This window comes from Arthrobacter sorbitolis (genome assembly GCF_054510995.1).
The window spans coordinates 1-14,430 of record NZ_JBTNDM010000006.1 but is presented as its reverse complement, the minus strand read 5'-3'; the positions used below and the strand labels follow the sequence as shown (position 1 = coordinate 14,430).

Below are 14,430 nucleotides of genomic sequence, written 5' to 3'. Positions count from 1 at the left end.
ATCTCCATGCAGATCCTGTGGCCGATGGTGCTGCGCGATGACGCGGGAGATCTCTCCGGACGAACAACGTCGCCTGACCGTTCAGGCGATCAAGGCGGCAGGTCTGAGCCTGCAAAGCGTGTGGGAGCGGTACTTCGCGATCACGGGTGAGGCCGAGCCGACCGAGCTCGAGGCCCACCTGTACGGGGCGTTCGCACTGACCACCGAGGAAGCCGACATCCTCTCCCACGCCGTCAACGAACTCATCCAGGAGATACCACCGTTGCCGCGGGCCCCCTACAGCACGGACCTCGTCAGTCCCGAGAAGCTGCGGGACCCCGCCGAACGCGAGGCCGACTCGTAGTCCACGACCGGGAAGCATTCCAGCCGGGCAGGCAGCGAAGGATCGTGAAGTGGACAGCATTCGACCCGGTCATGAGCTTCCCCTCCTTTTCGGGCGGCCCCACGGTCTCCTCCTGACGGAGCAGACTGCGCACTCGGCGGTAGAAGCACTGGGGCAGTAGCCCGGACCTGACGGGCCGCGCACACGGTGCGGGAATGAGCCTGATCGATCAGCGGCAGCGCACCGGTGTCGGAGCAACCGGTCCGGAAGTGCTCGAGGTCGACGCACTACCCCGCGCGCCTTCAGCACGGACGATGAACATCGCCTGTGAACTTCGCAAGCCCATCGCCCTGTCGACGGAGACCCGGACGCCGGTCGCCGTCCTGGCTGCCGACCTCCTGACCAGCCCGCCCGGTCGGCACGACGACCCCGATGCCACCACGTGAAGCGAAGAACCCGGTGCCCGGGGGCTTGCACGACGGGATGTCAGGCGCCGAGACGAGTGAAGTTCGAGCCCCCGACTGGGCCCTGCTAGTCCTGGAGCGGGATGTCCGTGAATTCGGCCTTCGGGCGCTGGAGCGAGCCGCCATCGGCTACGAAGCGCCGGGGAAGGTCGTCGATGAGTTCGTTGACCGCGAGGGCGATCATGTTCCGCTCGCCCTGGGGTAGCGGATACGCGCCGTGCAGGTAGGCGTCGAGCTCGAAGGCTTCGAGCGTGCCTCCGATGCTGAAGTAGTACAGCCAGACATCGTTGGCCGTGAGGTCTGCCGCGCTGGCGGCGAGCCAGGAGCTGTGTTGTTGGGTGTGCTGGGTCATCGGGGTGCCTACTCGGGCGTGTGACCGGGAAACGATTCATGCCCGTGCTCGTGAAACACCACTGAGGAACCGGAATAGCCCCAGGAAGACACTTAGTATCAGCCAGTTTACCTTCTGCTCCGCGGGGTGCCGCGAAGCCTTGGTGTCAGAGGGCGTCGAAGAGGTCGACCAGGGCGTCGGTGCGGGACTGGTGCCGGTGCTCGCGGGTGAGGGTCACGGCCCGGTCGATGATCTCCTGGGAGATGACGACGACTTTCCGGTTGGTGCGCTGGCTGTAGGAGGAGAGCCGCTCGAAGGCCTCGGTGGCGGTGAGGCCGGCACGTCCCATGAGGATGCCCTTGGCCTGCTCGATCACGGCCCGGCTGACCGCGGACGCGGCGACGGCTTCGTTGGCGAGCCGGTGCGTGTCGGCGTGGATCGACCGGGTGAGATCCACGACCAGGGCCCACACCCCGATCGGTTCCTGCTCGTCGTCGAGGATCAGGTCCGCGGAGATGAGGAGTCGACGGGTGAGCCCCTGGAGGTCCAGCAGGGAGGCGTAGACCGAGGCCGGTCCGCCCACCGTGGTGGCCTGGGTCCAGAACGCGCGGACGGCGTCCCGGTCGGCGGGGACGACGTGGGCCATGCCGAGTTCGAGGGTGGGGACGATGTCGCCGCGTTCGTAGCCGTGGATCCGGTACAGCTCGTCGGACCAGGTGTAGGTGTCGTCGGCGAAGTAGTGCTCGACGGTGCCGGTGGGGCAGTCGATGAAGTACTCGACACTGGACACGGCACCCGACAGGGGCACGGACCGGGACTCTGTGGGTTCAACGGAGGGTTCGACGGAGGGTTCAAGGGTGGAGGACATGGAGAAGCCGTTCGACGTACTCGGATCCGGGCTAGCGTCTTAACCCGGACCTCGCAAGAGAATACCAAGGCACACCAAACGTCCGCGCGGGACCGACCGCTGGCCGCAGGGGTGCCATGCCAGTAGCACGTGCGGCCCCGGCGGCGTGGGATGGGCTTGCCGCTGCGGGTGTGCTTCTTTTCGGACCGACTCGCGCTACTGTCATGGGGACACCGGGGTCTAGACGCAGGCCAGGTTCTGAACGAACACAGGAACGGCCATGACCGAACTCTTGGACCCCGCCCAGCCCGATTCCGCCCCCACCGCTGCACCCGGGACCACGGAGAAGCCTGGCACCGCCGTGTCACTGGTCGTCACCTCCGGCCCCGGCGCTCCGGAGCGTGCCTCGGCACAGGACCGCTTCGCCCTGCTGCCCGCTGACGAACCGACCGGGGACGTCCTGTCCGCCGAGGACCTTCAGGGTGTACCGACCAGGCACCTGCGGATCCTGGCGAACCAGGCCTACAAGCTGATGGACACCGACTACCCGCCCGCCGACGCCGTCGACGGTTATCGGATGATCGTCGACGAACTCGAGGGCCGCGCGCAGCAGGCACGGAGGCGCCCGGAACCCCAGCTCAAGGAGACGTTCCGCGACAACCCCCTCTACTGCCGCTTCGAACTGTTCGTCGACGGCACTCTCGCCGCCTATCTCAGGTACACGATGACGGCGGGCCGGGTCGTCCTGACCGACGGGGTGGAGCATCCCGGCTTCCGTGATCAGGGCATCGATGTGACCCTGATGCGCCACGTCGTGCTGAACGCCCACAAGCGACGACTGAGCCTCGTCCCGCAGTGTCCGATGGCCTTCTCGTTCCTCGCGGACCATCCCCAGTACCAGGCCCTCGCCGCGCGCCCACCGCACTAGCCTTGGGTGCAGCACACGAGAGCGAGGATTGGTCGATGACAGACGGACGCGAAGACGACGTGTTCGCACCACCTGTCACCATCACGACCACAGGGCGGCTGTTTCGCGAACAGCCGGCGCTCCCCTTCGTCGTCCGGGGCGATGACCCGGCGCCCCGTCCCGATACCGTTGTGGCCCGCACGCAGCGCGGCTAGATTACGACCATGCGTCCTCCCCGGCCAGAGATGTCCAACGCCGTCCCGCCCCCCGTCACCACGGAGCGGCAACCGCCCCCGCTGCTGCGCATGGCGGCCGGCATCTGGCTCGCGTCCCTGGCCGCCGGGGTGGCCGCGCTCGTCATCGCCTTTCTCGACCGCGAGACCTTCCTCGCGAACCTGCAGGACACCGCCCTGAGTCTCGAGTCCGGCGTGGCCACCGAGGACGCGGAGATGGTGGCCACGATCGCCTTCTGGGGAAGCCTCGGCGCGCTCGCGGTGGTCCTGCTGGTCACGGGGCTCCTCGTGCGCACGCTGCTGCGCGGCCGCGGCTGGACGCGGTGGGCCCTGCTCGCGGTCCTCGTGCTCGACGCCGGCGCCGTGCTGCTCGTCCAGGCGTTCCTCGGGACCGACGCCGCCGGCTTCCAGCCCGTGCCGCACCTGGCCATGGCCCACCTGGTCCTCGCCGCCGTCGCGCTCGTGGTGGCGCTGCTGCCCCAGGTCTCCCGCTGGCTCAGGGGACCCGCTCCGCGGAGGTGACGGCCGGCGTCAGCCGCCCAGTCTCGCCAGCGGCGCGGAGGCACCGGCCCGCGCGACCAGCTCCTCGCACGAGCGCATCACCACGTGGCAGGCCTCCAGGGCGCCGCGGTCCACGAGCGGATTCTCCGTCAGCACACGCCACCGGCCGAGCTCCGCGAGCGACGCAGCCCGGATGTCCTCGGCCTCGGCGTCGGGCGCGAGGGCGAGGCGCTCCGCCGGGGCGACACCCGATCCCCCGATCAGGCGCTCCGCGTCGGCGGTCACCGACGACGGCAGGGGTACCTCGCTGGAGCGCAGCGCCGACAGCAGCTGCAGTTCGCGGATCTCGTGGGCGTTGGCCTTGATCCTCTCGATGCCCGTCACGAGCACCGAGCTCCCCGCCCGCGGGTGGGTGCGCACGAGAGCCTCGAGCCCCGCAAGCGCCGTCCGTGCCCGGAGGGTCGAGGACCGTGCGTCGAACTGCTTCGTCACGAGTGCCAACAGCTGATCGAGTCCGCTGCGCCGGGAGAGTTCGTGGGCCAGTGCCGTGGCGTTGTTGGCGCCGCCGCGCACGAGGGCGGAGCCGAGCCGGACACCGAAGAGTCCGAAGCGGTCGAGCAGCCGGCGCCCGTCGTCGTCGGCGATGCCCAGGGCGGCGCATCCCGCGACGAAGCGGTCGGCGGAGAGCAGCATGCGTTCGCGCTGGGTGCGCTCCAGCCCGGCCAGGGTCACGAAGGCCTCGTACTCGGCCTGCCGCAGCGTCCGGGAGCTCTGGGCGAGCAGGCCCGCCATGGGGAGCACGTCGAGCACCAGGGCGCGCAGGGACGGATCGGTGCGGTAGCGGTCGGCGACGCGCGCGGCGGAGATGAGGGAGTCGATGCGCCCGGCCCCCACCTCGTCCGCGCGGGACAGGACCGCGAGCGCGTTGACCGTGCCCGCGCTCGCCGCGCTCGTGTCGCGGAAGGCCTCGAGGAACGTGACGTCCGAGGCGTGGAGGTGGCGCATCAGGTAGATCACGGCGTCCGCCTCGGACGGCGTGTCCTGCGGCGTGAGGAAGCCCGTGCTGCGCTTCGACACGTCCTCGGAGAGCGAGGCGATGCCCGGGGTGTCGATGAGCGTCATGGCGCGCAGGTTCTCCGCCGGCCACTCGACCACGATCCGCTCCACCTCGGCCGCCGGCTGACCTCCGAGATCGAACACGAGCTGCCCGTCGACCCGGGTGAGCGGGAGCAGCCGCGGTTCGCCCTCCACGGGGTAGGCGGTGATCCGGGGTGTCGACGCATGGCGGTACCAGGTGATGATGCGGGTGCACTCCCCCGTGCCGGTGGGGGCGATCTCCTCGCCGATGATGGCGTTGAGGAGCGTGGACTTGCCCGCCTTGACCATGCCGGCGACCGCCACGCGCAGCGGCTCCTGGAGCCTCCGCGCGTACGTCTCGAGTTCCGTGCGCACGGTCGGCTCGTGGGCATACACCTCGAGGGCCTCCTGCAGGAGACTCTCGACGGCGCCGCTGTCCGTCATGAGCGTGCCAGGGCTTCGGCGGGCTGCTGCGCAGCGCCGTCGGCGACCGGGACGAGGCGTTTCGCCTTCGCGGAGAGCTGGTCGATCCGGGAGAGCTGGGCCTTCAGCGCGGTCACCCGGCCGTCCCGTTCCTGCCGGTAGGTCGCCGCGCTCCGCTGGGCGGCGGTCACCGAGTCGGCGAGCGACCGGTGGTGCTCCTCGGCGATGTCCCCGAAGTGGTCGCGGATCTCGCGCTGGACGAGGCGCAGCCGGTCCTTCAGCTGCTTCCCCACCTGGAAGACGACGTCGTCCATCTGCCGGCGGACGAGGTTCTTCGCATCCGTCTGACGGCGCTTCAGCCGCGCCTCCTTGTCCTCGCGGTAGGCCTTGCGCCCCAGCAGCAGTCCGGCACCGACGGAGAGGGGGTTGATGAGGGACATGCCGATGATGCCGGTCAGCAGGCCGAACATCAGCACGCCGCCGTAGGAGCCGCGCATGCCGATCAGCACCTTCCCCGCCGCGCTGACCCGCCCGGGGTCCAGGAACGGTATCTCCTCCACGGGCGCGAGGACGCCGTCCGTGCCGGCCACCTCCAGCAGGGGCAGCGGCACCTCGTCGAGGGCGAAGAGCTCGGCCACCTGCTCGGCGAGCCACTGCGAGCGCTCGTTGGTCCACACGAAGGTGTCGGACACCGCCGAGGCGACGCGCTGCTCGATCCACTCCGCGAACTGGTCCCACACGGGCCCTGGATCGCCGGCGTCGATGGCGACCTCCGCCTCGCGCTGGATGGACCGGAGGCGGTCGCGGAGATCGTGCTCCATGTCGGCGATGAGGTCGGACGCGCCGTCGTTGAGGGTGGTCTGCCAGCGCGAGGACCGCTTGCGCTGCTGGTCGGCCTTCTCCTTGGCCTCCTCGAGCTCGGCCAGCAGCACCGGGACCCCCTCGGGGTCCTGGAGCGCCGAGAGTTCGGTCGTCACGGACAGGCGCAGGTGATCGGTGACGGACAGCAGGTCCTGGGCGACCGAGCGCCGGCGCAGGGCCTGCGCCTTCCCGACGACGTCCTTGCGGAGGTACGCGACGAGGTCCGGGAACCCCGATTCCTGGTTGAGCTCCGCGTCGTTGCCCTGCGCGGCGACGAGGCGGAGGTCGGAGGACACGGGGATCAGCGGGATGGTCCCCATGCCCGCCGCGCCGAGGTGCGCGCGGTCGAGGTCGGCGACGGTCCTCCACTGCGGGTACAGGTCCGTCTTGGACAGCACGCACCCCACGTTCGGCACGATCCGCTGCGCCTGCCTCAGGAACCGCAGCTCCGGCTCGGTGTACTCCTGGGAGGCGTCGGACACGAGGATCATGGCGTCCGCCGTGGGCAGGGCCGTCAGAGTGGTCAGCGCATGGGCGGAGTCGAGCCCGCCCACACCGGGCGAGTCGATGACCGACAGGCCGTCGGCCAGCACCCGCCGGGGAAGCAGCACCTCGGCGGACGCGAGGCCCTGCCGGTTGGAGGGGTTGCCCTTCTCCGAGACGAAGGAGGCGATCTCCTCCAGCGCGACGGGCCGCCGCTCGAACGCCGAGCCGTCCTGGTCGGGGCCCCCGCCGGTCCGCGGGACCAACACCGCCGCGGATGCCGGATCGCCGAAGCGGACCACCGTGGGCACGGAGGTGGCGATGTCGTCGTCGACCGGGCAGACGGGCGCGTTGACGAGCGCGTTGATCAGCTTGCTCTTGCCCTGCTTGAACTCACCCACCACGATGACCCGGACGTCCGGGTTGTCCAGCCGGACCAGCGTCTGCTCGAGCCGCTGGCGGAGATCGGAGCGATCCCCCTCGGCGACGAGGCCCAGGCCGGCTTTCACGAGTGGAATGAGATCGTCCATGTAGAGCTCCCCGATGAGTTGTTATATGAGACCACGGGCGAGCCCAACGGGACCAGTGTCCCGTTGGGCTCGTCCTGCGTGCGGTGGAGTTAGAGCGACGAGTCCTCGACCGTGACCTCGGTCTCGACCTCGACCTCATTGTCGACGAAGAACGCCGAGTCGTCGATGGAGGTGTACTCGTTCTCCGAGTTGTCGGTGATGACCGCGGTGTCGTTGAACGCGTCCTCGACCACGACGTCGGTGTTGATCGAGCTGTCCGAGGTGAACGAGTCCACGATCTCCACGTCGGCGTTGATCGTGTTGTCGGTCGTCTCCGTCGTCGTGGTGGTGGTGGAGCTGTCCGAGGTGAACGAGTCCACGATCTCCACGTCCGTGTTGATGGAGTTGTCGGAGTTGTCCGTCGTCGAGCTGTCGGACGTGAACGAGTCCACGATCTCCACATCGGTGTTGATCGAGTTGTCGGAGTTGTCCGAGTTGTCCGAGTTGTCGGTGTTCAGTGAGTCCTCAATCTCGACGTCGATGTCCGTGTCGATGTCGGTATCGGTGTCGACGGAGTTGTCGGAGTTGTCGTTGTAGGAGTCCTCGATGGAGTTGTCCGAGTTGTCGGAGTTGTCCGAGTTGTCGTTGTAGGAGTCCTCGACGGTGCCGATGTCGACGCTCACCGAACCGCCGGCCTCGACGTTGGTGGAGCTGTCCTGGGAGTGGTCGTCGGAGTTGTCCACGGAGTTGTCGACCTCGACATCGCCGTCCGCCGCCACTGCACGGTCGCCCGAGGCGACGAAGGCGTCGTTGTCGAACATCTGGCTGACGTCGCCGTTGGCCCAGATGTTCTGATTCACGGACTGGTCCGTGATGGTGTCGCGGTCGTCCACGGACGAGGTGTAGGAGTAGTTGTTCACCACGTGGAGGAGCTGCTGGACCGCGTTGCCGTGGTCGCTGTCGTCGCCACCGGTGCTGCCGCCGCCGGTGCTGCCGCCACCGTCGTGATCGTGGTCGTGATCGTGGTCGTAGTCGTGGTCATGACCGCCGTCCGCGGGCGTGGACGGTCCGGTCGGGGTGGTGGACCCGCCACCGCCGCCGCCCGGGGCGACGTCGCCCGAGGAGTTTCCGCCGGTGTCGTAGTTGCGGTCGAACGAGCTCTCGTTCCGGCCGCCGAAGCTGACCGGGGCGTAGTCGAGGACCACGGGCATGACGGCGTCGACGTCGTCCGAGCAGACGTCGCCGAGGCCGGCCTCGGCCAGGACGGCCTCCGGGTCGCTGATGAAGGCGCTGGCCGCCTCCTGGTCGTTGAAGAGGTTCATCAGGAAGTCGAGGAGATCTGAAGCGAGAGTAGTCATGAGTCGTTCCTTCGTCGGTTACGGATTCGCCGGCGGCTCTGCTGGCTTGGTTCAAACGTAGGAGTGGAGGGGGGACCCGGGCATCGGTAGTTGCACCCCTAGCCTCCGGCAACCATTAGGGGTTCCGCCCTCGCCCGTTAGGGGTTTCGGTGGGAGAACTACCCCCTGCGGTGCTGCCGGGGGCGGGCTCGAGGGAGAGGCGGAGGCGGGCGAGCAGTTCCGAGCGGGAGGAGGCGCCGAAGCGCCGCCGGATGCGGGCCACGTGGTGCTCGACGGTGCGGGGCGAGATGAAGATCTCCTCGCTGATCTCCCGGTACGTCCGGCCCAGGAGCACGAGCTGCGCGATCTCGCGCTCGCGTCCGCTGAGTGCCGGCCCGCCCGCCCGGTGCGGGGTGCTCCCCGGGACGGCGCGCGCGGTGCTGGGGACTGGCCGGGAGGTGGTGGGGACCGGCGGGACGGGTGCTTCCCGGTGGGGCCGCACCTCCGGCCGCCCCGCCCGGTCGCGGGCGGGCCTGAGATCGCGTGCGCAGGAGAGCAGCCGCGTCATGTCACGGCGGTCCGCTGCCCGGGCCGACGCGTGGCCGGCGAGCCGGGCGCCCTCCCAGGAGAATCCTGCCGTGGCCAGGCTGCGGGCCGCCTCCTCGACGGTGTCGGTGTCGAAGTGTTCGGCGAGGACCGAGACCCAGGCCTTGCCCGCCGTCGCGAAGGTGGCCGCGAGCGGGTACGTCGTCGACTGGCTCACCAGCGCCGCCGCGTGCGGGGCGAGGTCGTCCGGGCGTTCGAGCAGCAGCGCGGCCTGCGCGGCCGACCAGTGCAGCGGCACGGACCACAGGGGCGGGTCTCCCAGCTTCGCGAGGAGGTGCCAGGCCTCGTCGAGGTGCGGCTTGAGGGCGTCGGCGTCGCGGAGGCGTGCCGCCGCGATGACCAGCTCGTTCAGCGGCAGGACGGTCAGCAGGTCCACCGACACGTGCAGCAGGGCCTCGCGGGCCTTCTGCCAGGTCCGGACGAGGGCCGAGGCCTCCCCGGCCCGGCGGGCGAGCCCCACTTCGAGGGACTGCAGCAGCAGCTCGTCCCGCGGACCGGGCCGGAAGCCGGCCCGTCCGGCCTCGGCGATGAAGCTGCGCGCGGCGGCGGGCTGGTCGAGGAGCATGGCGGCCCATCCGCCGAGGAGGCACAGGCGCGGGCGCATCCCCTGGCCCCCCTGTCCGCTCGCGAGCGCCGCCTGGACGAGGGACAGCGCCGTCTGCGGGCTGCCGGCCAGGAGCCCGACGATCGCGGCGAAGGTCGCCGGCAGCTCGGGTGCCGGCGAGACCCTGCCTGCCGCGTCGAGGGTGTCGGAGGCGCGGATGAGGACGGGGAGGGCGGCGGCGGGGTCCTCGCCGAGGGACAGCAGGGCCCCCTCCATGAGCAGCGTGTCGGCGGCCTCCTGCAGGGACGGGGTCGGGGCGGGCACGCCGACGTCGAGCAGGCGACGCGCGCCGGCCGCGTCACCGGCGGCCAGCAGTGCCAGCGCCCCGAGGGGCTCGATCTCGGGCGGGCGGAGCGTCGCGGCCCAGCGCTGCACATCGGCGGCACGCGACATCATGCCGCGGTGCGCCCACAGCGCGCAGGACACCCGGAGTGCGCGGGGAAGATCGGGGAGCGACTTCCGGGCTTCGGCGGAATGGTGCGCGAAGTAGGACTCCAGGATGCGGGAGGCGGCGTCGAGGTCGCCCGTGGCCAGGGCGGCCTCCGCCCGTCGAGGGGCCGTGCGCGGCACCTCCGCACCGGCGGCCACGGCGAGGCCGAGCAGTTCGAGGGCAGCACCCGGGTCCGTACCGAGAAGCGCCGTGCCCTCGTCCTCGAGGACGACAGCGAGGCGTTCGTCGGCAAAACCGTCGGCGGCGAGCTGCCGCGCGAGCCGGCCGAGCGGCAGTGCCTCGAGGCAGTACAGGTCCACGAGGGCTCGCTGCAGCCGCCGCACCTGGTACACCTCGGCGTCCTTCAGCATGGTGGCGCGGAGCTCCGCCGAGGGACGCCCGTCGGACTGCACGAAACCGGCGGCCCGGGCACGGGCCATCAGCTGCTCCGAAGGCACTCCCTCGCTGTGCAGCAGGGGCGGGACGAGGCCCGGGATCGAGAACCCGATGCACAGGGCGAGGACCACCTCGTAGGTCGCCGCGTCCAGCTCCAGCGGGTGGCTCACGTGGGCCGGGCGCACGCCGGTGTCCAGGAAGTTCCCGGCCATGGTCAGGACTCCTGGATCGTGGACTGGGCGGCGGCACCCGCGCCGGGAGGCGGCGGATCGACGGGAGCAGGAGGCACGGGAATCGCCGTGGCTGTCGGTGCGACCGGTGGCGCGGGCGGCTCCGTCGGCGGGGCCGGTGGGAGCGTCGGCGGGACGATCGGGTCCGTCGTCGGCGGGACCGTGGGCGGGACGGTCGGTGGGACCGTGGGCGGGACCGTCGGTGGGACGGTCGGGTCCGTCGTCGGCGGGACCGTGGGCGGGACCGTCGGCGGGACGGTCGGTGGGACGGTGGGCGGCACCGTCGGCGGCACGGTCGGGTCGGTCGTCGGCGGGACCGTCGGTGGGACGGCGGGATCGGTGGTCGGGAAGGGGGCGGGCGGCGAGGGGGTCCCCGGGGTCGTGCCGGGCCTGGAGGGCGCCGACGGGGCAGGTGTCGACGGGCCCGGGGCGGGTACTGAGCCTGCCCCCGACCGGGGCTCGGCGGACACTCCCGGGGTCGGCCGGCCCTTGGGGACGTCGTCGGTCGCCGTGCTTGCGTTCCGCCTCGCGCCGTCGGGCGAGCTCGACGGCGTTCCTGCCGCGCCGGGTGCTCCGTTCGCGGCCGCTCCCGACCCTACGCCGAAGAGCTTGTCCTGCAAGGGAGCGCTGGCGATGCCGGCGAGCGGTCCGACACCCGCCCCGGCGGCCGCGGCGGCCGGCTCCGAACCCTGCGGCGTCGGTGTCTGCTGTGCGGGGTTCGGCTCCTCGGCCGCCTCGGCATGCGGGTCGCCCGCCCAGTTCGAGATGGCGGCGGACAGGTCCGGGGCGTTCGTCGCCGTCGCCGTCGCGACTCCCAGCAGTGCCACCGCCGCGGCGACGGCACCAACGCGGAGGCCCAGCCGCTTCCTCGTCGCCATGGCCGCCGGACCGTGGTGGGGCGCGGCAGCCGCCCCGGCCCGGGTCGGTACCGCGAAGCCCGCCGCATTGACCCCGGCGCGTCGCCGTCCGGAAGCGCCCGCTGACGCGTCGGTGTCGGCGGGCACTACAGGGACCGCCTGCGTCAGGTCGTCGTCGAGCGCGGCCGTCGCGAAGGCCGCGCCGAGGGCGACGGACGCCTTCGGGTCGACGTCGATGGCCAGCGGCCGGTTGAACTCGCCCGACAGCAGCTGCGCGACGAGCGGGATGCGGGAGGACCCGCCGATCAGCAGGATCGCGGACAGGTCCACGGCGCGGACGCCCGCGCTCTCGAGCGCGGTACGCATGGCGTCGAGGGTCTCCCGGAGGGCGGGCTCGACCATCAGCTCGAATTCAGACCGCACGAGGCGCACCTGGGAGTGGGAGCCGGGGACCATGATGGAGACGGTCGCCTCCGAATCGGAGGACAGCGCCTCCTTGGCCTCCGAGCACTCGCGCCGGAGCCGGGTCAGTGCGGCGAGCACCTCGGGGGACGAGTGTTCCAGGTCGCCGAAGGACACGTCGGAGTCCTCGAGGACCCGGTTGAAGACCTCCTGGTCGAAGTCGGCCCCGCCGAGGCGCTCGATGCCCTGCGGGGTGCCGAGGATGGTGAAGGTGTCGGCGTCGGCCTTCCGGACCACCGTCGCATCGAAGGTGCCGCCGCCCAGGTCGTAGACGGCGAGGGTGCTGCCCTGGGCCACGCGCTCCCGTGCGGCGTAGGACAGCGCGGCAGCCTCGGGCTCGGTCATCAGGACGACGTCGGGGAACCCCGCCGCGGCGAGCGCGCCCCGCAGCAGCGAGGTGCGGTGCTCGCCCCACCCCGCGGGGTGCGTGAGGGTGATCGAGGCGGGCGGCTCGCCCTCCCGCTCGGTGGCGACGCCGACGACCCACTCGACGACGACCGCGAAGAGTTCCTCGGGGAGGATCGGGGTTCCGCCCAGGACGAGGGGTACGGCATCGCCCATGCGGCGCTTGAACTCCCGGGCGACGTTCGCGGGCTCCGCGAGTCCCCTGCGTTCCGCGATCTCGCCGACGAGGCGGTGGCCGTCGGCGCTGAGGAAGACGACGGTCGGGATGCTCGTCCCCCGGCTGCCCAGCGGGAGGATCCGGGGCTCCTCCGGCCCCTGGCTGCCTGTCCGCAGCACGGCTGCTGCCGTGAAGCTGGTTCCGACATCGATGCTGAGACCGTAGCTCATAGCTTCCCCACGTGACGCTCGTCTTTGACCATGTGGACCCCAGCTAACAGCGGCTCCGTCGCGAAAACGAGAGTGGTTCCCCGGGCCCGATACCTGTCTTGGACGACGGACTACTTGCTCCTTCGGACGACCGGCTACTTGCCGGGTCCTATCCCACTTCGCGCAAGGAAGCACAAGTGTTCCCGCAGAGGTTGCACTTTTTCTCGACAACTGGGTGGGAACCCATGGTGTCCCGTCATCGGCCTTCGTAGCCTCGGACCCACTAGACCGCGCATGCGGGAAGGTCTCACCAGGAAAGAAGCAGATGAAACAGTACTTCTCCGCGCGTGCCGGCCGCCGACTCGCGATGGTCGCCGCTGTCACCGCCGTAGCCTCCTCCTTCGCCCTCCCGGCGTCGGCCGCCACTCCGACCGTCCACGCGGACGGTTCCCCCCTCGCGGACACGGTGCAGCCCGACGGCGTGCTCACCGTGGGCGTCGACGCCCCGGCAGGGATGAAGGTGAAGTTCAAGCTGGACGGCACCTACCTGGGCCAGGACTCCACCGCCCCCTACTCGTGGCCCGTGACGACGGGAGCGGGGTCGCATAAGCTCAACGTTCGGTGGGAGACGCCCAGCGGACGGGAGGAGAGCACCGTGGTCTTCTCCGTCGCCCAGCCCGCCGCACCGGCTCCTGCACCCGTCCCGACACGGGCACCGACACCTGCACCTGCGCCCGCTCCCGCTCCCGCCGTCGTGCCCGTCCCAACACCTGCCGCGGCTCCCGCGCCGACTGTCGCGGCGGCACCCAGGCCGGTCGTCGCGGCGGCACCCGCAGCCGTACCGGCACCCGCCGCCGTCCTTCCCGCCGTGCTCCAGGTCTCGACGGCAGCGGGCCTCAAGTCGGCCCTCGCCACCGCGCGTCCCGGAGCCGTGATCCAGCTGCGTGACGGCCGCTACGTCGGAGCCTTCAAGGCCTCGGCCTCCGGGACCGCCACCGCACCGATCACGCTCCGCGGCTCGCGGAACGCCGTCCTCACCTCGGGGTCGGTCTCCTCCGGCTACGGCCTCCACGTCACGGGCTCGCACTGGCGGATCGAGGGACTCTCGGTCGCCTCCGCCGCCAAGGGCATCGTGCTCGACGGCTCGCGGAACACCGTCATCAGCGGGGTGGACGTCGGCACCATCGGCGCCGAGGCCGTGCACTTCCGCGCCGGCAGCACGGACGGCGCGCTCCTCGGCTCCTTCATCCACGACACCGGCCTGAAGCAGCCCGCGTACGGCGAAGGCGTCTACGTGGGCAGTGCCAGGAGCAACTGGACCGGCGGCGTCCCCGACCGGTCGGACCGCATCTCGGTGCGCGGGAACCGCATCTCCAACACGGCCGCGGAGGGCGTGGACATCAAGGAGGGGACCACGGGCGGCGTCGTCGCCGGCAACGTGTTCACCAACTCGGGTGTCTCGGGCGCCAACGACGCCGACTCCTGGATCGACGTGAAGGGCAACGGCTACCGGATCGAGGGCAACTCCGGCTCCGGCACGAAGCTCGACACCATCCAGGTGCACTCGGTCCTCGCCGGCTGGGGCGTCAACAACGTCATCACCGGCAACGCCGTGCTGGGCGGCGTCCCGGGCTACGAGGTCTGGGTCCAGTCCGCGAAGCTCGGCACCACGGTCACCTGCAAGCCCAGCGGCGCCGTCCGCGGGCTGAGCAACATCGCCTGCCGCTAGCCGGACGGGCACGACACGGCGGAGGCCGGGTGGGACGTCCCACCCGGCCT

13 protein-coding genes are annotated in these 14,430 nt (G+C 71.0%); 6 read left to right on the top strand and 7 right to left on the bottom strand.

Translation table 11 applies throughout. The annotated features are described in order from the left end of the window. Positions 1 to 37 precede the first annotated feature (37 nt). Both ACX80K_RS12045 and ACX80K_RS12040 read left to right on the top strand, forming a co-directional pair. Entirely contained in the window at positions 38 to 343 is a 306-nt protein-coding gene (locus tag ACX80K_RS12045) for a hypothetical protein (RefSeq protein ID WP_459272118.1), read from the top strand. A gap of 194 nt (positions 344 to 537) precedes the next feature. After that, positions 538 to 768, top strand: a complete 231-nt coding sequence (locus tag ACX80K_RS12040; protein WP_459272117.1) for a hypothetical protein — start codon at positions 538 to 540, stop codon at positions 766 to 768. A gap of 85 nt (positions 769 to 853) precedes the next feature. On the opposite strand, the gene ACX80K_RS12035 is transcribed toward ACX80K_RS12040, so the two are convergent. Continuing rightward, positions 854 to 1,138, bottom strand: coding sequence for a hypothetical protein (locus ACX80K_RS12035; protein ID WP_459272116.1), 285 nt, complete (start codon positions 1,136 to 1,138; stop codon positions 854 to 856). Between the two features lie 145 nt (positions 1,139 to 1,283). Next, the gene (locus tag ACX80K_RS12030; protein ID WP_459272115.1) at positions 1,284 to 1,925 is read right to left on the bottom strand and encodes an ANTAR domain-containing protein; all 642 of its coding nucleotides are present in this window, start codon (positions 1,923 to 1,925) and stop codon (positions 1,284 to 1,286) included. A gap of 319 nt (positions 1,926 to 2,244) precedes the next feature. Here ACX80K_RS12030 and ACX80K_RS12025 point away from each other — a divergent pair, with 319 nt between their 5' ends. From ACX80K_RS12025 to ACX80K_RS12015, 3 genes are read left to right on the top strand one after another with little or no spacing between them, the layout of a single operon-like run. After that, positions 2,245 to 2,892: a GNAT family N-acetyltransferase gene (locus ACX80K_RS12025; protein ID WP_459272114.1), complete on the top strand. Its 648-nt coding sequence runs from the start codon at positions 2,245 to 2,247 to the stop codon at positions 2,890 to 2,892. A 35-nt stretch (positions 2,893 to 2,927) separates the two neighbouring features. Beyond that, entirely contained in the window at positions 2,928 to 3,086 is a 159-nt protein-coding gene (locus ACX80K_RS12020) for a hypothetical protein (RefSeq protein WP_459272113.1), read from the top strand. 9 nt (positions 3,087 to 3,095) lie between these two features. Continuing rightward, complete coding sequence (locus tag ACX80K_RS12015; RefSeq protein WP_459272112.1) at positions 3,096 to 3,626, top strand: hypothetical protein; 531 nt, start codon at positions 3,096 to 3,098, stop codon at positions 3,624 to 3,626. A 9-nt stretch (positions 3,627 to 3,635) separates the two neighbouring features. Here the strand turns inward: ACX80K_RS12015 and ACX80K_RS12010 are convergent, their stop codons facing one another. From ACX80K_RS12010 to ACX80K_RS11990, 5 genes are all read right to left on the bottom strand, one after another. Beyond that, complete coding sequence (locus tag ACX80K_RS12010) at positions 3,636 to 5,126, bottom strand: dynamin family protein (protein ID WP_459272111.1); 1,491 nt, start codon at positions 5,124 to 5,126, stop codon at positions 3,636 to 3,638. Continuing rightward, complete coding sequence (locus tag ACX80K_RS12005) at positions 5,123 to 6,979, bottom strand: dynamin family protein (RefSeq protein WP_459272110.1); 1,857 nt, start codon at positions 6,977 to 6,979, stop codon at positions 5,123 to 5,125. The genes ACX80K_RS12010 and ACX80K_RS12005 overlap by 4 nt, the downstream gene beginning before the upstream one ends. A gap of 89 nt (positions 6,980 to 7,068) precedes the next feature. Then, positions 7,069 to 8,316 carry an IniB N-terminal domain-containing protein gene (locus tag ACX80K_RS12000; protein WP_459272109.1) on the bottom strand — a complete coding sequence of 416 codons (1,248 nt, stop codon included), beginning with the start codon at positions 8,314 to 8,316 and terminating at the stop codon, positions 7,069 to 7,071. 115 nt (positions 8,317 to 8,431) lie between these two features. After that, positions 8,432 to 10,543, bottom strand: a complete 2,112-nt coding sequence (locus ACX80K_RS11995) for a LuxR C-terminal-related transcriptional regulator (RefSeq protein WP_459272108.1) — start codon at positions 10,541 to 10,543, stop codon at positions 8,432 to 8,434. Between the two features lie 2 nt (positions 10,544 to 10,545). Continuing rightward, positions 10,546 to 12,672 carry an Hsp70 family protein gene (locus tag ACX80K_RS11990; protein ID WP_459272107.1) on the bottom strand — a complete coding sequence of 709 codons (2,127 nt, stop codon included), beginning with the start codon at positions 12,670 to 12,672 and terminating at the stop codon, positions 10,546 to 10,548. 304 nt (positions 12,673 to 12,976) lie between these two features. Here ACX80K_RS11990 and ACX80K_RS11985 point away from each other — a divergent pair, with 304 nt between their 5' ends. After that, positions 12,977 to 14,380, top strand: a complete 1,404-nt coding sequence (locus ACX80K_RS11985; RefSeq protein WP_459272106.1) for an Ig-like domain-containing protein — start codon at positions 12,977 to 12,979, stop codon at positions 14,378 to 14,380. Positions 14,381 to 14,430: the final 50 nt, after the last annotated feature.